Consider the following 19612-nt stretch of genomic DNA (forward strand, 5'->3'; position numbering starts at 1 on the left):
CTAAATAAAAAGCATCCTGAATCAATCAGAATGCTTAATCAAAAAACACAATATTATATACAGCTTGGTATCTGTACCTTTTTGTTGCTGTATCTGTAAAATTATAATCACTATTCAGTTTACAGCTACTTATCTCAGGTAACTCTATAATCACATCCATTGCCTTTTTAACTTTATCGTTTAGCACTGCTGCATTAAGCAAAGTATCGGAATATGATTGTAATGCTACCGTTGCATGATAAATATAATCTTCCATTCCTGATGATGTCTTTTCAACAATAATGAACTCTTTTGGCGGACTTTCAGGAATTTCCGCATATACCTTTATCCCCAGCTTATCTCTTAGATATTTTATAATCCTACTTTCAATCATCTGTGAACCGCCCTTAACAAGGTATTATTCCTCATATTCATCTCATAACCTCGTCTATTTCTATTACTGACACTCGCATATGCTCTTGTACCTGCAATTCTAACTTCAAAGTCTCCGCCGGCCTCATTTGCTATTCTTGTAGCCTGTTCTTCTACACTTGATTGAATTTCTTCACTCTTAAGCATAGCCCTGATACCTGGACTGTTTAGTTCAATTCTTACTTTACCCATTGTATCTTTCCACCATGACTTTCTTATTCCAATCAAGTGGAATCAAGCTTTCAATTCCTTCCTGTGGAATACCAAATGTTTTCCAAGTGTTGCCAAAAAATCTAACTCTTTTATTTTCCCAATTATGATTATCACCTTTAGGAATTGCAAGAGTATAGACAGCTGTTCTTCCATAAAGCTGTGTAGAATCTGTGATATCGGTAGATGATGCAGGTGCAACCAAAACATTACTAATGACAACTTCTCTCTCAGTTAATATTTCTGCACCAAACTCATCTTCTCCATCTACAACTGTCTCAAGCAATACAACATCAATTCCCTTAATTCTCGCCATATAACTCTATCGTCCTCAATCTTTGCCTTCTAAGTCCCAGTCTTGAGAGTTCCGACTTTTTAATAAACAGACCTCCACCCGGAACAAGATAAGTTCCGGACATTGAATAACCAAGTGCCGATTCTGATATCTGTGTCATAGGCTCCGCATCTGTGGAAGTCATTAGAGTTCTTGCGATCACATCTACAATCACTGATTTAACAACACTCGCATAAGTCGCACTTGAATTTGCCATTAAGTCAATATCTTTACCATACTTAATCGCCTCTTCTCGTAAACTGTCGGACACTATAACAAGCAGCTCTACCGCTCTATCTCGTTCTTCAGTATTCTTAAATTTTCTCCATATCTTTTCAACATCTTCAAGCGTTGCCAGCTCACTCATCTTAATACCTACTTCTTCTTTGCTGTTTTAGCCTTGCTTGATGCAACATTTGCAGCAGATTCTTCAGATAAAGAATCTATCTCTCCTGCTTTTTCTTCAAGAGAATCAGAAGCTCTTACGAGCTCCCAATTTTCTCCACGAATCTCTGAATCTATATCAATGGTATTTCCTGTAATCACATTAATATACTTCATACCTATTCCTCTACAACTCTTGCAAAGTACTCCGGCACTAAGATTCCCCAACCGATATACACCTCAGCTCTGATATATACCTGATTATATCCCTTCAAGTCTTTTCCGCTATTATCCGGATCACCATACTGAATAATTTCCATCGGTATTTCCTTAGAAAATCCCCACTTAAAAGCATTTTGGAAATCTCCTGCTATTGCATGGTCCTTTACAGTAGCACCATTTACAGTACTATTTATATCAATAGGCCTACCGGCAAAAACTCCGGGATTTGCTCCAAATGCAAATTCAGGATACTGCTTGATTCCATTTGCCTTAATCTTTGCCATAGCACTTCCAAAAACTTTTGACAATGCAATTCCTGTGACATCTCCATCAGATCCGTCTACCAATGCAATAGCCGCCTCGAGATTATCGTCTGCATTGGCTGCTGCATAAACAACCTTCTGTGTTACCTTTGCATCAAAATGATTATTTCCAACTACTGTTGATGCCGTCTTTGTTCTTGGATTGATTCCGTGAAACGCAGCGAGATCAAGACCCTTTGCAACCTTTCTTGCAAAACCCTCATTAAATCCGGTTAAAATATCCACCTGTGCTTCCTCTGATGCATACATAAACTCATCAGACACTCTTGCGCCGTACTCAAACTTTATAGGTACAATAGTGAGCGGTTCAATGGAAATACCACCCTCCGACTTTTTTCCGTTCTCCGCAACAATGTCAATCTCATTGTCCATAGTGAAAATCATTTCCTTCATTCCATTAAAAGGAATAGCATCCTGTGCTGATAAAATTGCAAGTGATGACTTGCCCTTTACCTTACTAATTAAATCTGCAACTAATTCTGCATCAAAATAACTTCTTGCTGTATTTAACGCCATTTTTTAATCCTCCTTAAACCCTGATACTAATCTTTTAAAACTTTCTCTCTTTGAATCTATTCCCCCCTCCGAGTTCTTAAGTGGCGGAACAGTCCTATTACCTTTGATAAGCTTTGCAATACTAAGGGCATCTTCCAGAATACTTTTCTCATCCTCTCCCTTTAGTCTGTTTGCAAACTCATACGGCAAACCATTATCAAGTGCAATCTTTGTTCTTAGTTTTTCAACCTCATACACCTTGATTTTTGAATCTACATCTTCCTTTGACAGATAATCTTTATATTTCTCCTCTACCTGTTCAGGTGACATATAGCCTTTATACTTCTCAACCACCTCCTTTTCTGACAAGTACCCCTTATATTTCTTTTCCACCTGCTCAGGTGACATATAAGATTCATACTCTTTTCGTATTTCTTCCTGTGCAAGTCTGACAGGCTCTTTTATTGCCTCATCAAATGCCTCTTTTGTTTCAATTACTTTAAACTCCATCTTTCTCCTTTCCAACAAAGTGTTGTAATTTATAACTAAAAAAGACAAGCTTTTGCCTGTCTTAATAGCTCGCTGCTCTTCTTTTCTTTTTTTCCTTTGACTGCCTACATGACCAATGTGCAAGAATTGCACTCTCTAAAAGTGCAATCTCTATCCCTTCTTTATTAGCCTTATATCCAAAACCACCATTAGATCCGATTGCTCTCTTCTCACAGTTAGTAGTAGCTTGAACCATTGAAGGCTGTCCAAAATGACAAATGCTTTGACTCTCCAGAGCCTGTTCAAACATTGTATGTAGTGCAATTATATCCGCTGTCTTCGGTAGTACCGGCTTAATCCTTACCTTTGCATCTTTTAATGCATTGACAAGTAAAGCTTTTCCATTATCACCGTCAATAGTTATTGACTCAGCTTTAACTGTTTTTATCCATGCTACAATCCAATCAACGCCTGCTCTTATCGGCCTACAATCAATACCATCAATTAACACCTTATCATCCTTAGTCTTTACAGCTACAGATACAGCAACATTTAATCCATCATGTCCGAATTTAACCCCCACATGTATTCCACCAACCAACAAAGACTCCTTAAAATCTGACACCATCATTGCATTCCACTCTGTAAGTGTAATTGCTGATTTCTGATTGTACTTTATCCATAAGCCTAATCTCTGAATATTAAAGTCAATCTCATCCGGTCCGATTTCCGCCCTTATCTTTCTCTCTGTAAGAATTGTTCCAAGTGACGGATTTGTTAGATACCAGGCATCAACTTCGTTCTGACTAGTCATTTCATCAACCGCCCACTCAGCCCATCCTGAATCTTGATTTTGTCCCTGTAAAGTCTTGTCTCTATATTTTAAAAAAACAGTTCCCGCTGAAACTGCTGTTGGTGGTGTTCCCAAGTAAATAATTTGTGGATTCAAAGAATCTGACACAACATATTTTAAGGCCGTATCCTGGTCATCTGTATATTCCTGTGCCTCATCAATTACTACTAAGTCAAATCCCTCACCCAATCCACCTTTACTTGACCTGGTCCTGTAATTTATAACACCTTTTTTATCACCCTTAAGCATTTCAATCTTCTCAAGACCAAACTGCTTAGTTGTTTTATAATCCTCTTTTTCTTTGTATCCTGCTGCCGCTAAAAGCATACAAGTCTTTTCCCAAGAAGAATGAGATGTAGTTGTCCTATGGGCAGTATGTAGTATTTTTTCTCCACTAAGCAATCCCCACAATTCTCTTATATAAACAACTTCCGTCTTTCCATTTCTTCTCGGTAGTGAGTACCCATATTTAGTATGTGTCCACAGTCCATCTTTATTAAATGCCATAATGTCACATACCAACCTGACTTGCCACTCCTGTGCAACTCTACCGGTTTTATTATAAATCTCTACTGCATCATTGCCTTTTGTCTCCTCATAGTCTGAAACAACGGACTGCGTAGGTATTTGATTTCCTATCCGTTGTTGCATGCTTATCTACTCCTATTCTTTATACTATCATCTATCTTTTAGTATGAACATTCTTTACCTTAACTCTTGTAGGTATATATTGTACCTGACATCTGCAATTTGAATGTCTTCTAAAAACATCATTACCGGTATCTTTTACATCTTCATAGTCATATAGTCCAACGATTTTTTGACACCACTCACAGCATTTTCCAACCGATACCCTTTTAATTTTAGGTGCAAGACCTGCCTCACTATGAAAGTCTGCATTAACCTTAACAGCCTTATCAACTGCTGCCATAGATAAGTTTTCAACATGCTCCATAAAAGCGATACTCTTATCAAGATAACTCTTTGCATTAACAACTTCTACAACTATTCCTTCCGCTTTTCTATCATCAAAAAACGGTTTCAACGGCTTTAGTCCTATTCCGGCACTCTCATTTAATATTGCTTGAACCTGTTCACAAACTTCTGCTACCTTCTCATGATTATGCTTTAGTGAACCGGGTATTAAACTTTTCGCCACTTCGATAGGTACAATATCACCCATCATATTTTCCTTTAAATACTTATCAAGTATCTTTGCAATTATCTGTCCTGCTTTTGAAGAAAAAACACTTGCCTCAGCATAAGTAGCCGCACCTTTTTCAATCTTATCATATATGGATTTTAAGGAATTATCTTTTATAGCCTTGTTGTATTCATCTTTTATTTTACTGATAACATCACTCATAATACTTTCACTCAATCTTCTTTATGCCTGTTAAGTTTCTCAGGTTTTTTTCACTAATATAATCCGGTACGGCCTGATTAATCTTAATCACACCATCACCAATCGCAGAAAGCATTGCACTATCCGGCTCAAATATCGGCTCCCATTCTGCCGATGTTTTATAAAACGCTTTTCTCTCGTAATTAAAATCATCTCTAAAACATGCAGATACATATCCAACGTTTAAAAATCCGCTTCCAAAATTTCTCTGAGCTTTTCTTGCCAACAATCTTAAATTTTCATGTGATGCCTTTATTGCCTCTGCACTGGACGGATTATCTGTAACAAACCCCAAGTCATCAAGTGTCAATCCTGTTTCACCTGCAAACAATGCAGCAAACATTCTAAGCTGTTCAATATGTGGTGACATGCTCTGTTGTGAGAACTGTCCCATTGTCGGGACATCTCCGTCCTCATCCTTTGTAAATTCTATAAGTGAAGACATACTTGCTCTCCACTTCTCAAGAGGCTCTTGATCCGGATCAGTTCCAAGTACATACTTTTGAGGAAACGAATAAAATTCTGCTGATATTTCAGACCTCTTAATCGTTCTCAATGCTGAACCTACAATACTCATACAAGCCCTACTTATTCTTGAACGTCCAAACTCTCTTACTGCATCAGGTCTAAATATAATAGGCACTAATAAAGGATGCCCGACATTATTAGTTATAATCTCCGGTACTCTTTCACCTATCCTATATATTTCAGTTCGCCCTTCAACAAAATAAGCTTCGGTAACCGTTTTTCCATTTTTATCTTTTTCTAAAATTGCATATCCTTCTGTAAGCAAACCTGTAATAGGATTTATACATCCTGTTGCATTAGCTCCGTCAATAACCTGCAGTCTTGGATATCCCTTATCATCTCCTGATATATATACAAAACAACAAGATGATATTAGTGCAGATAATATTGCACTATCAAAAAACACATCCGGATTGTTAAGCTTGAAAATCTCATTGATATTAAATTTATTATCATCATCATCAAATTCCCTGAATATCAATCTATCTGCCAGAGTATCAACGGCCTTTGCGCACCACCCGATACTACCTACCCACTCCCTTAAACTTGGAGGTGTTGATATTTGAAAATCCCTAACTTTATTTTTCATTTCATAAAAATCATATCTTATCTTTACCCTGGTTTTCTTTAAAGCCAGCTTATTTCTAAGATATTCTATTCCATAAATTTGGCTCAATTACGTCCTCCTTTTATTTTCAGCGAGAAATATTCCCAGTACGGGCGTGGGGTACAAAGCAGTAAGGGGTGGGGGTACTATAGCCCCTCTATCCTTTATACTTTGACCAGTCAATTGTCTGCGGTAAAACTCTATTGCTTATAATCTCATCTACCTTAGCCACCGGCTTATCTGATTTTTCTTTAAGAATCTTATCGCTTTTCTCCCTGTTACAACACATATGTGCAAGTTGCAAATTGTCAATATCTGACGGATGTCCACCCTTGCTTACAGGTATAATATGGTCTATACACTTACTCATAGGGTTTGGCCACCTAAGACTCATGTCAACCGGCTTACCGCATATACCGCATATTGTTCGTGTTGCATATATCTTTCTCTTGTTCTTCTCAAACGCACCTCTATGCGTTCCGTCCTTGTCAGGTCTATTCCTTGCCGGCATTTAACACTCCTTATAACTTTAAAGAGCACCCCAATTTCTTGAGGTGCCCTTTAGGAGAAACACATGTCATTTCAATTCACAGCCCTTGGCCTGTGAATCTTATGATATCAATATATCACGTTTTTAACTTTATGAGTGACCCTCTTTTTTAAATCATTAGATTTTCTTTTTTCTTTGATAGCAAATAATAAAATCTTCTACGAGTTTCATAGTATTTTCTCCTGCTGCACGGCATTCCCATAACGCTTCTTAAATACTGATATGTTACTCCTTCTTCTGTAATTGCTTTAAGTAAATATCTATATAAGTCTTTGTCTGTCTCCACAATAGTACTTTCTATAAGTTCACACTTATCTTTTAAAATAGTTCTTTTTATAGCAAGTGCCATTGTGCTGTCTCCTATCCCTTTCCCACCACATCCACTCTTTAAAGAATTAATTTTACTTGATAGTTCCTCCTTCCATTCACCATACTGCAAACAAAAATAATATAGTTCCCTTGCCTTCTTTACACTTATCCTATATTTTCCCCATTCTTCTTTATTTACCTTCACGATTTTCTACCTCGCTTTACAGCTTTGCCATTTCTACTTCAAGTGCCTTTACTATTTCTGCAGCTCTTTTTTCTCCGACACCTTTTACACCTCTAACTATATCAGCAATGTATTGTATATCGATTCCCGGAACTGCTGCCTTGCCGTCTTCAAAACCACTCTTATATATACTCTTCACATAGTTATTCATTTGATTATGATCATATCTTTTTATTCGCTCATATTCTTTCCTGTTGATTACTATATCTTTTTGTATTGCCATACCTACTCCTCATATCTTTCTCTTTTAATTAAATGGTAGTCCCTCATCATCTACACCATCCGGTATATTCATAAATCCATCTGCATCCACACTTGAACTATGATTGCTTGTTGCTTTTGTATTTTCTCCTTTGCTATCTGCAAACTCCTGACTGTCAAGTATTACATCAGTTGTATATACTTTATGCCCCTCTCTATTGATATAGTTACCTGTCTGCAGTCTTCCTGATACTAAAACCCTCATCCCTTGTCTGAAATACTTCTCTGCAAATTCTGCTGCCTTTGAAAAGGCTACACAGTTTATAAAATCAGCTGATTGTTCTCCCTGCTTCTTTATAGCTCTATCAATAGCCAATGTATACCTTGCTACAGCCATGCTGTTTTCTCCGGATGTATATCTAATATCTGGATCTCTTGTGAGTCTACCCATCAATATTACTCTATTCACTTACTTTCTCCTTTATCTCCAGCCAAAGTCCTTTAACTCCATCTTTCTCATAGCAAAAATCTGTATCATATCCCTCAGCTTCGTATTCGTGCATCAGCTCTATTAAGTCGTCAGAATCTTTGCACCTGATGTATCTAATTTCTTCTAATATTTCTTTTCTTGTCATTGTTTTCTCCTTAATCTTAAAATCTTAATGCTTCGGCTTTCTTATATTCTCACTTATCCACATTTCATAAGGGTTTTTCACCTCGGTGCTTTCAAAAGATAGCTTATGAATTGTGGACAACTCTTTGATTTCTTCCCAAAGTTCCCAATCACTTAGCTTTTTACCCTTTGAATTTGTCCAGGCTGATTTTTCCCATTCTAAAATCCATCCGTTTTGAAATGCTCTAAAAACATACTCACACCTAGTAAATACTAGGACTGAACAACTTTTAGTTAATCTCTTCAACGCATCTTTCAATGCAAGCAATGTTAGTCTATTCTCTGTAGCTTTTTCCTCGTACCCAACTCCACTTCTGGTTACAGGACTGCCATCTTTTTTTATAAATTCTATTACATAGCCATAACCACCATTTCTCTTTGCAGGCCCTCTTATCGATGTGGTTATGTAAATATTGACTCTACATTCTGTTTCCACTTAGTCTCCTCTCTTCCTACAGCTCCGGTACTTGGTAGCTTTTGCATCATATATCTTTGATATGGATAACCTGTAACAGGGTTTTCTCCTTGTATCACGCTATCAGCTATTATGTAGTATCCCTTCTTTGCTTTCGGCTCTTTCGGCCAACTCTTTCTAAGCATTATCTTGCTTTCTGCCTGTGGCTCTATCAGATTACCTCTGCTGCGTTTGTAACTAGACTTTCCCTCAGGATCCTTCGTCTCCGCTTTTACTATATACTCAGCCAATCTCTGATATGCCCCTTCTTCGTATAGATCAGTCAGAGCAATATGGCCATACTCCCAATATTTTCTTATAAGCTGAAGCATATTTACCAGATCAGTGATGTTTTCAACTATGATGTGATGATGTAGGGCATTTCCTTTTTTGCCCATCTCGGTCACTCCGATATACTTGAAACTTATCCCATGTTTTTTCAAATCCAGCCTCATCTTCTTAAAAAAATTGCTTAACTGGTCTTTCGCCTCTTTGAAGTCTTCAGGTCTGAGTTCTTTTTTATACTTTAGTACGATATGCCAATCTCCTGCTTTGAAATTACCCAATATCAATCTTTGTATTTTTCTAACCCTGTTGGCATGATTCTGCTTTTTTATCACTTCCGGAGATGCCTTCTCTTTTTTCTCTCTGCTTTTCCCCGGAGCTCCATAGTTACCTGGATAAAAATTGTGAATCTCTATTATCTCTTTATTCTTTCCTAGGTTATAAATCTTTTTAACATACATTTTTCTACGCTCCTTAGTCGTAACTTTAATATTTTAATCAAGCAGTTAAAGGGTTTTCACCCCACTTTTTTCTTGACTTCTTAGACCAAAAAGCATAGAATATTTATGTCAAATGGATGCTTTTTAGCATTATGAGCCTGTCTTTGTTACAGGCTCATTTTTTTATACATTTCATTATTTTGTTAAAACCTTTTATTTGTTTCAAATTCTTTTCTAAATTCCTTATCTGAACTTGTTATGAATACCGGTACATCATCAAACTCTCCATGATGTCCTCTATCAGTCACATTTGCTATGTAGAACTGACTTTCATAGCCTCTTTTTTCATTGATCTGATGCCATACACTTCCAATAAATCTTTTCAGGACAGTTCCTTTAGTCACTGACCGTGCAGTAGTCCTTAAGTTCTCATACTCGTAATTATTATCTACCCAACTACATACCTGTCCCAATTCCTTTCCTCCCAGAAATCCATGCCCATTATATTTATTTTGTGAGAAAGGCCACTTCTGTTATGCGATGTCTTTTTTGCCGCTTCCGACATTGTTCCGCCACAGTCTAATACAAGTTTTGCTTCACGGAGTTCTTCTTTAGTCCAATAGTTATATGTCCTATTAGTTACATAGTCACACCATCTACTTTTATCCCATAGATCTTTACCCATATATTGAAGTTTTCTTTGTACACTTCCATATGACCTATTAAGTCGCTCTGCTATCACTGACAACTTTTTATTCTGCTTCATCATGTCGATTACGATTTCAAATTCTTCCGTTGTCCACAACCTTTGCTTTACTTTCTTCTTTATCATAGCCACGTCATCCCTATAATTATTCCTACAACGATTAGGCCAACGCAAATAGTAACCTTTTCAACTATAGCTATTGCTTCATCAATGTTCTTATTGCACTCAATGATGTTTTCAAATTCATCTTTTTTTATTAGGATATATTCACTTTCAGTTTTATCCTTAAATACATTAGGTACCTGTATTTGTCTATCTTCATCTCTTTGAATGCTTTTATTCATATATGTTCTCCTTTTCCCTAAACTATCCCTAAATATTCTTTTATTACTCCCACAGCATCATCAAATCCATAACAGACTACTGCTGCATAGCCTTGCTTATTCAAATTCTTTAGCCATTCATCTTGTAAATCCGTTGTTCTATTCTTTCCGAACTTCATCTCAATAAATAAACCGTTTTTTCCATGTCTACTTACAGGAAGAAACAGATCAGGAACTCCTGCCTTTACCCCCTGCCTCTTAAGATTTATTGCCTCCAGGCTGTTCCTGCTTCCACCATTGGGTATATGAAACAGTAGACTCAATTCCTTATGAGTGCTCGACATCAAATTAGCCCAGTCAATCAAAAGAGCCTGCTCCGTTGCCTCTGACTTCTTTTTGTCCTGTAATCTCACTTTCTCCCCTTCCCCTGTAACTTTATATCCTCATTCAGCCACTTATTAAGCCCTTCTGTCTCAAAAATAATGTGACTGTTTCTCTTTAGTGGGTTCATTTTCCTTGCAAAGTTCTGTCTCGGATTTCTAAATATTTCCATTAACATTTCTCTTGGAAAGCCCATATCACAAAGTTCACTGATTTTCATTATCTGTTTCGGATATTCCATTGTTCCTCGTCTCCTTCCATAATTCTATAAGTTCATGAGCTATTAGCGATACTTCCTCCGCTGTACCTTCAATATACAGATCCTCAACTAATCTTAGTAAAATACTTTCCAACCTTCTTTGTTCTTCAGTCATCACTTTGCAACCTCCATGTAATCTTTTTTCATAGAATCCTCCTATTTACTTTCTTTCTAAACTCTACTAAACTATATTTACTCATACACAGCTATACTTTTTTTAAATAGTTTTAAGGAGATACCTTATGTATTATCAAAAAATAGTTACGCAACCAATCTATCCAAATCGGACCGTCTTGAATATAAACTTAGAAATACCAAAGGCTTGTCCTGTTTGTGATACCGGCAATATTGGTGATCCAATTACTGCACATCATCTATCCAGTGGTGAATTCGATTACTTTGATGTTTATGCTGAATATTTCTGTCCAAAATGTAAAAAAATATATTTAGCATATTACAAATGTCACACCCATGATACAGAATTCAACCACCCAATTATTGGATATTCATTCACAAATAAAGAACTTCCCAATATACCTGATAGTGTACGTAGTGTTTCTAATAAATTCTCAGATATATACTCTCAAGCTTTAGATACTGAATCAAAAAATCTAAACGAACTTACAGGTATAGGTCTAAGAAAAGCACTTGAATACCTCATAAAGGATTACTCGATCTATAGGCATCCGGAAAAAAATGATGAAATTCGTAAAGCCACTCTAGCCAATTGTATAAAAAACTACATTGATAGTCCTCGTATTAAACAGCTTGCTACCGCTTGTGCTTGGCTTGGCAATGACGAAACTCATTATGAGCGAAAGCATGAAGATCGAGACATTGGAGATATGAAGTCTTTCCTTAAAGCATTAATTGCATTTATTGATTATGATATTCTTGCTGATGAAGCCGATAAATTTATTTCATCATCTCGCGTAAATTAGCTGATCGTTGCCCGTATTCACGGGCAATTTTATTTGCCTCCATTTGAATATCGGTTTCCTTAATCAAAAATCCATCCATTGTCCAAAACTGGGTAATGTTTCTAAATGGATCATTCGGTGTCCCTGCTCCCCTCATTGCAACTGTTCTTATTACCTGTATAACATCTACTGATGTAACTGCATCCGGTATGATATCTTTATTTGCCTCCATTTGAATATCGGTTTCTTTAATCAACAACCCGTCCATTGTCCAAAATTGAGTAATGTTTCTAAATGGATCATTCGGTGTCCCTGCTCCCCTCATTGCAACTGTTCTTATTACCTGCATAACATCTACTGATGTAACTGCATCCGGTATGATATCCTTATTTGCCATTATCTTTTCCTCCTAATATTTCTGCCCTAAAAATAACTACTTTTGCTGCATAACTCATTGGTTCTGAGCTGTGCAGCTCTTTTTAATTCTTATGTTCTCAATCGGCATCTTGTAAATCTCAGATAATTTTTCAAGTTGAAAAGCCGGCATTGCTACTTTGCCTTTTTCCCAATTTAAAATAGTCTGCGTACCTACTTTTAACATTTTTGCTACTTCCCTTTGGCTAAGCTCTGCATTCACTCTTGCCGCCGCCAAGGATATTTTTAATTCATTTATAAAATCACCTCCCTTTTTAAATTCGCATATTATGCGACAAAATCGGTAAAAAAAATTGCATTCACATCTTCCATTGATAGATTTAAGACCCTTGATATTTTCTCAGCTTCGCTTATTGTTAATGTATCACCGTTTGAAGTAAGCTTTCTATACAGGGTTGTCCTGTCTATACCAATGGAAGAAGCTAATTGTGAGACGTTTAGACCGTTCTCTACAATCTTTCCCTTTAGCTTATTAACATTCATAGCTCTATTTCCTTTCTGTCGCGTTTCTGCGACAAGTTTATAATAAATCTTATTTATTTTTTTGTCAACACATTTTTTGCGTAATATGCGATTTTTTTATTTTATAAAGTTTTTAGTGTTGCATATTTGCAAATAAAGTTATATAATTACTCTATCCGAATATAAAAGGAGTTCCTAAAATGACGATAGGAGAAAGAATAAAGCAAAGAAGAATTGAATTAGGTTTATCAGTTGATGAAGTCGCTGAAAAACTAGGTAAAAATAGAGCAACTGTTTATAGATATGAAAGCAACGAAATTGAAAATTTGCCCGTAGGAACATTAGAGCCTCTTGCAAAGATATTAGAGACTACTCCTGCTCAACTTATTGGGTGGGATGACGACGAGCGAACAAAGAGATTAAGAAAAGCCGTTGAGAACTCCGGTTACAGCCAAACTCAACTCTGTGAAATCACAGGTATAAATAAAGGAGCGTTAAGTTCGTACTTATCGGGAAGATATTATCCGAAGCAACAAGCAATAGAAAAGCTTTCGGAGGCTTTGAATGTGCCAATTTTTTGGCTAATGGGATACGATACTGAAAGTGAAAAAGATTCTCAAGAAGATAACTCTTACTACATAGACAAAGAAGCAAAGGAACTCGCGCAATTCCTCTTTGAAAATCCTGAGTACAGGGTTCTTTTTGATGCAGCAAAAGATGTATCAGCTGAAGATTTAGAAACTGTAAAAACAATTATAGATAAATTTAAAAAATAAAATACACAGGGGATATATGAAAAAACGCAAATTAACTAATGACGACTGTAGATTTGTTTACTTGAAACTACCGCCACGCATAAAAGCTTTTTTAGTCAGTTCGCTGGATGGATACTATACTATAGCTTTAAATGACTCTCTATCTGCTGAAGATATTGAAAAGGCTAAAGAACATGAAGTAAAACACATACTGAGAAATGATTTTGATAAAGATAGTTGCAACGCAGCAGAGAACGGTGTTAGAGAGTTGTAGAGTTTAGATGTAAATTTTAATATAAAAGAGGGAGACTTTAAAACAATGAGCTTTGAAGAACAATTACAGGATTTTTCTAAAAGATTTGAACACTCTAAAAACATTAAAACTGAAGAGGCCACAAAAATGACTTTGATTTTGCCATTCTTTCAGCTTTTAGGGTATGATGTTTTCAATCCCTTAGAATTTGTTCCTGAGTATACTGCTGATGTTGGTACAAAAAGGGGCGAAAAGGTTGACTATGCCATTGTGAAAGATGGACAACCCATCATCTTAATAGAAGCAAAGTATGTAGGAGAAAAGTTGAAAAAGCATACATCCCAACTGTATAGATATTTTTCTGTTACTCCCGCAAAGTTTGCAATCTTAACCAATGGAAAAGTTTACAAATTCTATAGTGATTTAGTTGAACCAAATAAGATGGATGAAAATCCTTTCCTTGAAGTGGATTTGTCTGATATTAAACCGGCACAGTTAAATGAACTTCAAAAATTTTCAAAAGATATATTTGATGTTGATTTAATAATAGGAGCAGCGTCAGAACTAAGATATATTGATGAATTTAAGTCTATTCTTCGCTATGAGTTTGAATATCCAAGTGATGAATTAGTGAGATTTTTTCTAAAAGATGTATATGAAGGTGTAAAAACCAAAAATGTTGTAGACAAGTACCGTCCAATATTACATAAAGCAATGCAATTATACATTGGTGGCGACACCGGCATAACTTTTAATTCATCATTTGAAGTTACTTCTTCAATTGAACAATCCGGCTGTTTAGATCCTATTTACTCTGATATCCTACATAGACTTGGCTATGACATAGAAAATACCGAAAATTGCCAACACGTACTAAAGGATAATGAGATAGTTGCAAAAGCCTATCTCTACAAGCACAAAAAGCAAATTTTTATGAAGTCGAGCAGTGGCATCTTCTTTAAGAGATATGTTTTATACAATCTCAGCCCTAACAACTTCGGAAAACTCTTTAATACTACAGTATAATATTGTATATCCCAAGGAATTGATGGATACAAAGAAAACCAAATTTTAAAGTGGGGGAATAATATGAATAATAATTATACCGAAGAAATATTTGAAAGTATAAAGCATATAAATGAATATGGACAGGAATTTTGGTATGCAAGGGAGTTACAGAAAGTTCTCGAATATAAAGACTTTAGAAACTTTGAACTATCAATCTATAAAGCTATGGAATCGTGTAAAAATAGTGGTTTTGATTTTAATGACCATTTCGGTGAAGCCACCGAAATGGTATCTATAGGCTCAAATGCAAAGCGAAAAGTTTCAAGTTACATGTTAAGCAGATATGCTTGTTATCTTATTGTAATGAACAGTGAACCATCTAAAGAAATTGTTGCTCTTGGACAAACCTATTTTGCAATAAAAACAAGGCAACAGGAATTGATTGATGGCTATGAACATCTTACAGATGATCAAAAGAGACTTGCTATCCGCAAGGAGATGACAGAACATAATAAACAACTTGTAGCTGCTGCAAAAGATGCCGGCGTTGAAACATCTCTTGATTATGCTATATTTCAAAATTATGGCTATCAAGGTCTTTATGGCGGTCTTAAAGCTTCAGATATACACAAATTAAAGGGTCTAAAAAAAGGCCAACAGATTCTTGATCATATGGGCTATGAAGAACTTGCAGCCAATCTTTTTAGAGCTACACAAACTGAAGCTAAGTTAAGGCGTGAAAATATTCAGGGTAAAACAAATGCAAATAAGACTCATTTTGAAGTAGGCAAGAAAGTACGAGATACTATAAAGGACCTTGGCGGAACAATGCCGGAGGATTTACCTACACCCGATAAGAGTATTAAGCAGATAGAAAAAGAACAGAAAAAACTTGAAAATAAACAGACCTAAAGTGGCTGAGTTTGACTTATTTCCAAAATGGAAAATACACAACAAGGCAACTTGTCGAAAAAATTGACAAGTTCAACAGTTTCAAAAAATGAAAATATTCAACTACCGAGGATTTCTTGGTAGTTCAAAGTTAAAAAGCCACCCGGATAACCGGATGGCCAAACATATACTATTGTATAGCTGTTACGCTTACAGTATACGCCCTAGACAAGCTATATTGTACCACTATAACAGTTGTTTTACAATGCTGTTATTTTTGTACTTAAATTTAAGGAGGTGCAATATGGCAAAAGCAAAATATACCCAATCTAAAGATGGTAAGTGGTACGCTTATGTATGGGACGGAACATATACAGCTACGGGGGCTAAGAAAAGAAAGAAACTATCCTCATCAAAATCAAGTGGAGATCTTGAGAAAAAGGTTTTTGAGTTTAACCGTACATTAAAAGAAAATGAGTATGTTAAACCAAGCCATTACTCTGTTTTAGAATACTCAAGGCACTGGTTTATCACTTATAAGGCAATCAGAGAACTAAATACCAGGAAGATGTATGAGAACATAATAGAAAAGCACATATCTATGTTCTCAACTGTTAGATTTCAAGACTTCCAACGATTCCATATACAGATGCTAATAAATAAAAATAGTGAGCAACCTAGAACCTGTGAACAAATAATGCTAACTATAAAGCAAGTAATAAAGTCGGCAATATCAGATAAGATCATTCCGCCTACTGCTCTCTTAGATCTGACAACCGGAATAAGCCTTCCAAAGAAAAATACAAAATCTAAAAAGAGACCGCTTACAAAGAATGAAATACAAGCTATCAAAACAGCTGATTTTCTTCCTAACGAAAAAGCCTATGTCCTTATACTATATGGCTGTGGCCTTAGACGAGAAGAGGCACTCGCAATAATGCGATCTGACATTAACCTTGTAGAGGGAACGCTTAGAGTAGAAAGAGCCGTTGTATTTGATGTTAATACTCCTATTATTAAATCTCCTAAGACTCACAACGGATACAGAACAATTCCTATGCCTGATTGGCTTACATCATACCTAAAGGAATATATTCCTACACTTAAGACAGATTATCTGTTTACTACAAGGGATGAACTAATAACCAAATCAAGTTTTAATAAGATGTGGAGAAGAATATTAAAAAAGATGAATCTTGAAACAGATGAAGAAATTACCGGGCTAACCAGCCACATCTTCAGGCATAACTACTGTAGCAACCTCTGCTACCAAGTTCCCAAGATCAGTATAAAGAAAATCGCATCACTAATGGGTGATACTGAGAAGATGGTCCTTGATGTATATAATCACTTGATAGAAGAAAAGGAAAATACAACTGCTGCAATAAGTGAAGCATTTAAGTTGTAATATAAAAGCAGAGCCAGGGATACCGGCTCTGCCCATTTACATTTACTATTTAGTTACCCAAATTCTAAATGCTCTCTTACCATAATCTCTAGCATATATTCTATCACCATTTTTGGTGGTAATCCATGCTCTAAAAATGTACATAAAGCACCCTCCTTTCCTCAACTTTTTATTGTCAAGGCCAGTTTACTGTGCTATAATTCAATTGCTAAGTTAAATTATAGTTTTAGCTTACCGGCTTTAACTTTGAGTCACTATACAGTGGCTCTTTTTTTATGTAAAAGGCTCTCGCCTGAAACATTAGAATATCTAATTCCTGCTGCCTCTAATGATATTTTGCATCTCTCAGAAATTTCTTCTTTATCCATCCCTACTATCAGCTTACTAGGTGCAAGCAATTCACCTGCAAAAGTGTTTGCCTGCCATTCCGGATTTCTATATGCCGGAATAATATCATTGGTTCTAGCCAGTTTTAAATCTCCAATTATCTCAATAGGATGTAATATTATATGTCCCAGTTCGTGTGCCAAAGTAAACCTATCTCTAGGATTGTCATTTACAGCTCCATCATACACACTTTCTCTAATTTTCAATAACTTCTCATTTGGGTAAGTAACAGCATAAGCTCCATTAAGCTCACGATCTTCTACTATTTCCATTTGATATCCCAAATCCTCTAAAAAGTATTCCAAAAATTGAACTATAGGAAAATATAGTCTATTACTAAATCCAATTGTTTCCCTAAATTTATTTACTATACCTTTAATATTATCTTTTGACATAGGCGGTACTGCTATATCACTCATCTACACCTCTCTTTCTTTCCAGCAGCTTTGCAAAGTTTTCTTTCTTACTTTCACTCATTGTACCCAGTTGTCTTGCAAACTTTAAAATCATATCCATATCATCCTGATTACCGGCACTTATCGTTTCAACAACTTCAGTTCTAGCCTCTTCTATAGCATCTACCAATTCTCTATAAGTATTTTCATCAAGATCATATACTTCTGCGATTTGCTCTGCCCACTCCCTTACCGGTTTTGACTTTCCATTCTCAACCTTTGATAAAAATGCTGATGATACACCTAGTTCCCTTGCCATATCATACATTAATATACCTTGGTCGATTCTTATCTTCCTGCATATCTTACCAAATGTTGTCAGCATAAAACCTCCTCCTTGTTTTCTCCCTTTTTACTTTTTACTTTATTAAAAGTATAAACTAAATTAAGTTAATTGTCAAGCGTTAATTCACAACATAAAGCATATTTTAAAAACTTTATCCCATTATATGAAAAAGTTGCATTTACTTTTTATTACTTCCTTTATTTCCTTGTATTTAGGGCTTTCCACGGTTGCAAAAAAGTTGCATTATGATTTTCATACGCCTATTTTTACCATAAAGTTGCAAGAAAGTTGCATTTACTCTCGCTTATTACAATTACTTTTATATACTCTAAAACGCATAAAAAATGGCGTATATAAGCCATTTCTAGCCTATATACGCCATTCTATATTAGTGAGACACCCGGGACTCGAACCCGGGACAACTTGATTAAAAGTCAAGTGCTCTACCACCTGAGCTAGTATCCCATAAAAGAATAAATGCCTTGAACCGGAATCGAACCAGTGACACGAGGATTTTCAGTCCTCTGCTCTACCAACTGAGCTATCAAGGCATAATTGCGGGGACAGGATTTGAACCTGCGGCCTCCGGGTTATGAGCCCGACGAGCTTCCAGACTGCTCTACCCCGCTATAACTATATTCAGAATAAAACTCACTCTTAAAAAGAGTGATTGAACAATGGGGGAAGGTGGATTCGAACCACCGAAAGCAGTGCTAGCAGATTTACAGTCTGTCCCCTTTGGCCTCTCGGGAATTCCCCCAAACTTATTTAGTTCTTTACCTTTACTCCTAAGAGTAAAAGCCGATAATCGGACTCGAACCGATAACCTGCTGATTACAAATCAGCTGCTCTGCCAATTGAGCCATATCGGCATGTACACTATACTATCATATGACTAATATAATGTCAATACCATCTTTTTTCAAAGATGAATGGGACCTACAGGGCTCGAACCTGTGACCCTCTGCTTGTAAGGCAGATGCTCTCCCAGCTGAGCTAAGATCCCATATTTAAACTTAAAGGCTGGAATTCTTTAAGTAACGACCCGAATCGGACTCGAACCGACGACCTCCGCCGTGACAGGGCGGCGCTCTAACCAACTGAGCCATCGGGCCATATAAAGGTATGTACCTTCAAAACTGCCTACCAAATTCCGAGTATTATAAATTTCTATCCTTCTTGGTTAAACCCTCGACCTATTAGTAACCATCAACTTAATACATTACTGTACTTACATCTTGGCCCTATCTACCTCGTAGTCTTCAA

Annotated in this window: 34 protein-coding genes, 7 tRNA genes and 1 rRNA gene; 6 read left to right on the plus strand and 36 right to left on the minus strand. The window is 36.3% G+C overall.

Translation table 11 applies throughout. The annotated features are described in order from the left end of the window. Positions 1 to 34: 34 nt before the first annotated feature. From SBH76_RS12020 to SBH76_RS12130, 23 genes are all read right to left on the minus strand, one after another. The gene (locus SBH76_RS12020; protein ID WP_317977978.1) at positions 35 to 373 is read right to left on the minus strand and encodes a hypothetical protein; all 339 of its coding nucleotides are present in this window, start codon (positions 371 to 373) and stop codon (positions 35 to 37) included. Then, on the minus strand, positions 370 to 603 hold the full coding sequence (locus SBH76_RS12025) for a hypothetical protein (protein ID WP_317977979.1): 234 nt from the start codon (positions 601 to 603) through the stop codon (positions 370 to 372). The genes SBH76_RS12020 and SBH76_RS12025 overlap by 4 nt, the downstream gene beginning before the upstream one ends. Further along, positions 596 to 937 carry a hypothetical protein gene (locus SBH76_RS12030; RefSeq protein ID WP_317977980.1) on the minus strand — a complete coding sequence of 114 codons (342 nt, stop codon included), beginning with the start codon at positions 935 to 937 and terminating at the stop codon, positions 596 to 598. Before SBH76_RS12030 ends, SBH76_RS12025 begins: the two co-directional genes overlap by 8 nt. Then, complete coding sequence (locus SBH76_RS12035; RefSeq protein WP_317977981.1) at positions 924 to 1322, minus strand: Gp19/Gp15/Gp42 family protein; 399 nt, start codon at positions 1320 to 1322, stop codon at positions 924 to 926. The genes SBH76_RS12030 and SBH76_RS12035 overlap by 14 nt, the downstream gene beginning before the upstream one ends. Before the next feature lie 8 nt (positions 1323 to 1330). Then, positions 1331 to 1516, minus strand: coding sequence for a hypothetical protein (locus SBH76_RS12040; RefSeq protein WP_315036589.1), 186 nt, complete (start codon positions 1514 to 1516; stop codon positions 1331 to 1333). Positions 1517 to 1518: 2 nt separating this feature from the next. Continuing rightward, positions 1519 to 2400, minus strand: coding sequence for a phage major capsid protein (locus tag SBH76_RS12045; protein ID WP_317977982.1), 882 nt, complete (start codon positions 2398 to 2400; stop codon positions 1519 to 1521). A 3-nt stretch (positions 2401 to 2403) separates the two neighbouring features. Then, positions 2404 to 2889, minus strand: coding sequence for a DUF4355 domain-containing protein (locus SBH76_RS12050; protein ID WP_317977983.1), 486 nt, complete (start codon positions 2887 to 2889; stop codon positions 2404 to 2406). 61 nt (positions 2890 to 2950) lie between these two features. Further along, complete coding sequence (locus tag SBH76_RS12055) at positions 2951 to 4372, minus strand: terminase (protein ID WP_317977984.1); 1422 nt, start codon at positions 4370 to 4372, stop codon at positions 2951 to 2953. A gap of 31 nt (positions 4373 to 4403) precedes the next feature. Beyond that, positions 4404 to 5087 carry a hypothetical protein gene (locus SBH76_RS12060; RefSeq protein WP_317977985.1) on the minus strand — a complete coding sequence of 228 codons (684 nt, stop codon included), beginning with the start codon at positions 5085 to 5087 and terminating at the stop codon, positions 4404 to 4406. A gap of 7 nt (positions 5088 to 5094) precedes the next feature. Further along, the gene (locus tag SBH76_RS12065; RefSeq protein WP_317977986.1) at positions 5095 to 6330 is read right to left on the minus strand and encodes a phage portal protein; all 1236 of its coding nucleotides are present in this window, start codon (positions 6328 to 6330) and stop codon (positions 5095 to 5097) included. 88 nt (positions 6331 to 6418) lie between these two features. Next, the gene (locus SBH76_RS12070) at positions 6419 to 6772 is read right to left on the minus strand and encodes an HNH endonuclease (RefSeq protein ID WP_314505464.1); all 354 of its coding nucleotides are present in this window, start codon (positions 6770 to 6772) and stop codon (positions 6419 to 6421) included. 148 nt (positions 6773 to 6920) lie between these two features. Beyond that, the gene (locus SBH76_RS12075; protein ID WP_317977987.1) at positions 6921 to 7325 is read right to left on the minus strand and encodes a hypothetical protein; all 405 of its coding nucleotides are present in this window, start codon (positions 7323 to 7325) and stop codon (positions 6921 to 6923) included. Between the two features lie 16 nt (positions 7326 to 7341). Then, positions 7342 to 7587 (minus strand): hypothetical protein, encoded by a 246-nt coding sequence (locus SBH76_RS12080; protein WP_317977988.1) that lies wholly within the window; start codon positions 7585 to 7587, stop codon positions 7342 to 7344. 24 nt (positions 7588 to 7611) lie between these two features. After that, positions 7612 to 8034 carry a single-stranded DNA-binding protein gene (locus SBH76_RS12085; RefSeq protein ID WP_317977989.1) on the minus strand — a complete coding sequence of 141 codons (423 nt, stop codon included), beginning with the start codon at positions 8032 to 8034 and terminating at the stop codon, positions 7612 to 7614. Then, positions 8027 to 8200 (minus strand): hypothetical protein, encoded by a 174-nt coding sequence (locus SBH76_RS12090; protein ID WP_314505477.1) that lies wholly within the window; start codon positions 8198 to 8200, stop codon positions 8027 to 8029. Before SBH76_RS12090 ends, SBH76_RS12085 begins: the two co-directional genes overlap by 8 nt. Before the next feature lie 24 nt (positions 8201 to 8224). Beyond that, a complete protein-coding gene (locus tag SBH76_RS12095; RefSeq protein ID WP_317977990.1) occupies positions 8225 to 8674 on the minus strand; it encodes a ribonuclease HI in 450 nt (149 codons plus the stop codon). Further along, positions 8641 to 9438 (minus strand): rolling circle replication-associated protein, encoded by a 798-nt coding sequence (locus SBH76_RS12100; RefSeq protein ID WP_317977991.1) that lies wholly within the window; start codon positions 9436 to 9438, stop codon positions 8641 to 8643. The genes SBH76_RS12095 and SBH76_RS12100 overlap by 34 nt, the downstream gene beginning before the upstream one ends. Positions 9439 to 9620: 182 nt before the next feature. Then, on the minus strand, positions 9621 to 9890 hold the full coding sequence (locus tag SBH76_RS12105; RefSeq protein WP_317977992.1) for a hypothetical protein: 270 nt from the start codon (positions 9888 to 9890) through the stop codon (positions 9621 to 9623). Further along, positions 9866 to 10249 (minus strand): hypothetical protein, encoded by a 384-nt coding sequence (locus tag SBH76_RS12110; RefSeq protein ID WP_317977993.1) that lies wholly within the window; start codon positions 10247 to 10249, stop codon positions 9866 to 9868. The genes SBH76_RS12105 and SBH76_RS12110 overlap by 25 nt, the downstream gene beginning before the upstream one ends. After that, a complete protein-coding gene (locus SBH76_RS12115; RefSeq protein WP_317977994.1) occupies positions 10246 to 10467 on the minus strand; it encodes a hypothetical protein in 222 nt (73 codons plus the stop codon). The genes SBH76_RS12110 and SBH76_RS12115 overlap by 4 nt, the downstream gene beginning before the upstream one ends. A 17-nt stretch (positions 10468 to 10484) precedes the next feature. Then, positions 10485 to 10859 (minus strand): VRR-NUC domain-containing protein, encoded by a 375-nt coding sequence (locus SBH76_RS12120; RefSeq protein ID WP_317977995.1) that lies wholly within the window; start codon positions 10857 to 10859, stop codon positions 10485 to 10487. Continuing rightward, complete coding sequence (locus SBH76_RS12125) at positions 10856 to 11068, minus strand: hypothetical protein (protein ID WP_317977996.1); 213 nt, start codon at positions 11066 to 11068, stop codon at positions 10856 to 10858. Before SBH76_RS12125 ends, SBH76_RS12120 begins: the two co-directional genes overlap by 4 nt. Beyond that, the gene (locus tag SBH76_RS12130; protein ID WP_317977997.1) at positions 11034 to 11201 is read right to left on the minus strand and encodes a hypothetical protein; all 168 of its coding nucleotides are present in this window, start codon (positions 11199 to 11201) and stop codon (positions 11034 to 11036) included. The genes SBH76_RS12125 and SBH76_RS12130 overlap by 35 nt, the downstream gene beginning before the upstream one ends. A gap of 127 nt (positions 11202 to 11328) precedes the next feature. On the opposite strand from SBH76_RS12130, the gene SBH76_RS12135 reads away from it, so the two are divergent. After that, the gene (locus SBH76_RS12135) at positions 11329 to 12027 is read left to right on the plus strand and encodes a DUF4145 domain-containing protein (protein ID WP_317977998.1); all 699 of its coding nucleotides are present in this window, start codon (positions 11329 to 11331) and stop codon (positions 12025 to 12027) included. On the opposite strand, the gene SBH76_RS12140 is transcribed toward SBH76_RS12135, so the two are convergent. Genes SBH76_RS12140 through SBH76_RS12150 form a run of 3 tightly spaced genes read right to left on the minus strand, consistent with a single transcriptional unit; the run spans position 12002 to position 12924 of the window. Next, a complete protein-coding gene (locus SBH76_RS12140) occupies positions 12002 to 12403 on the minus strand; it encodes a hypothetical protein (protein WP_317977999.1) in 402 nt (133 codons plus the stop codon). The two genes, SBH76_RS12135 and SBH76_RS12140, sit on opposite strands and share 26 nt — an antisense overlap. A 54-nt stretch (positions 12404 to 12457) precedes the next feature. Beyond that, positions 12458 to 12658 (minus strand): helix-turn-helix transcriptional regulator, encoded by a 201-nt coding sequence (locus SBH76_RS12145; RefSeq protein ID WP_317978000.1) that lies wholly within the window; start codon positions 12656 to 12658, stop codon positions 12458 to 12460. A 50-nt stretch (positions 12659 to 12708) separates the two neighbouring features. After that, the gene (locus SBH76_RS12150) at positions 12709 to 12924 is read right to left on the minus strand and encodes a helix-turn-helix domain-containing protein (RefSeq protein WP_317978001.1); all 216 of its coding nucleotides are present in this window, start codon (positions 12922 to 12924) and stop codon (positions 12709 to 12711) included. A 179-nt stretch (positions 12925 to 13103) separates the two neighbouring features. On the opposite strand from SBH76_RS12150, the gene SBH76_RS12155 reads away from it, so the two are divergent. The 5 genes from SBH76_RS12155 to SBH76_RS12175 all read left to right on the plus strand — a co-directional run bounded on the left by SBH76_RS12155 (position 13104) and on the right by SBH76_RS12175 (position 17218). Beyond that, positions 13104 to 13679 (plus strand): helix-turn-helix transcriptional regulator, encoded by a 576-nt coding sequence (locus tag SBH76_RS12155; protein ID WP_317978002.1) that lies wholly within the window; start codon positions 13104 to 13106, stop codon positions 13677 to 13679. A gap of 16 nt (positions 13680 to 13695) precedes the next feature. Further along, positions 13696 to 13932, plus strand: coding sequence for a hypothetical protein (locus tag SBH76_RS12160; protein ID WP_317978003.1), 237 nt, complete (start codon positions 13696 to 13698; stop codon positions 13930 to 13932). A 45-nt stretch (positions 13933 to 13977) separates the two neighbouring features. Continuing rightward, a complete protein-coding gene (locus SBH76_RS12165; protein ID WP_317978004.1) occupies positions 13978 to 14937 on the plus strand; it encodes a type I restriction endonuclease in 960 nt (319 codons plus the stop codon). Between the two features lie 63 nt (positions 14938 to 15000). Beyond that, positions 15001 to 15831: a DNA damage-inducible protein D gene (dinD, locus tag SBH76_RS12170; protein ID WP_317978005.1), complete on the plus strand. Its 831-nt coding sequence runs from the start codon at positions 15001 to 15003 to the stop codon at positions 15829 to 15831. A gap of 283 nt (positions 15832 to 16114) precedes the next feature. Beyond that, positions 16115 to 17218, plus strand: coding sequence for a tyrosine-type recombinase/integrase (locus tag SBH76_RS12175; protein ID WP_317978006.1), 1104 nt, complete (start codon positions 16115 to 16117; stop codon positions 17216 to 17218). A 254-nt stretch (positions 17219 to 17472) separates the two neighbouring features. On the opposite strand, the gene SBH76_RS12180 is transcribed toward SBH76_RS12175, so the two are convergent. The 10 genes from SBH76_RS12180 to SBH76_RS12225 form a co-directional block, all read right to left on the minus strand. Then, positions 17473 to 18024 (minus strand): ImmA/IrrE family metallo-endopeptidase, encoded by a 552-nt coding sequence (locus SBH76_RS12180; RefSeq protein ID WP_317978007.1) that lies wholly within the window; start codon positions 18022 to 18024, stop codon positions 17473 to 17475. After that, the gene (locus SBH76_RS12185) at positions 18017 to 18385 is read right to left on the minus strand and encodes a helix-turn-helix domain-containing protein (RefSeq protein ID WP_317978008.1); all 369 of its coding nucleotides are present in this window, start codon (positions 18383 to 18385) and stop codon (positions 18017 to 18019) included. Before SBH76_RS12185 ends, SBH76_RS12180 begins: the two co-directional genes overlap by 8 nt. Positions 18386 to 18738: 353 nt before the next feature. Next, a tRNA-Lys gene (locus SBH76_RS12190) sits at positions 18739 to 18811 on the minus strand. 13 nt (positions 18812 to 18824) lie between these two features. Then, positions 18825 to 18897: transfer RNA gene (locus tag SBH76_RS12195), tRNA-Phe, on the minus strand. 4 nt (positions 18898 to 18901) lie between these two features. Next, positions 18902 to 18975, minus strand: a tRNA-Met gene (locus SBH76_RS12200). Between the two features lie 49 nt (positions 18976 to 19024). Continuing rightward, a tRNA-Tyr gene (locus SBH76_RS12205) sits at positions 19025 to 19106 on the minus strand. 39 nt (positions 19107 to 19145) lie between these two features. Further along, positions 19146 to 19218, minus strand: a tRNA-Thr gene (locus tag SBH76_RS12210). Positions 19219 to 19279: 61 nt separating this feature from the next. Beyond that, a tRNA-Val gene (locus SBH76_RS12215) sits at positions 19280 to 19352 on the minus strand. A gap of 35 nt (positions 19353 to 19387) precedes the next feature. Continuing rightward, a tRNA-Asp gene (locus SBH76_RS12220) sits at positions 19388 to 19461 on the minus strand. Positions 19462 to 19525: 64 nt separating this feature from the next. Beyond that, positions 19526 to 19612, minus strand: a 23S ribosomal RNA gene (locus SBH76_RS12225); the annotation flags it as partial.

Origin of the sequence: Lachnoanaerobaculum sanguinis (genome assembly GCF_033242365.1) — a bacterium.
GTDB lineage: Bacteria > Bacillota > Clostridia > Lachnospirales > Lachnospiraceae > Lachnoanaerobaculum > Lachnoanaerobaculum sanguinis.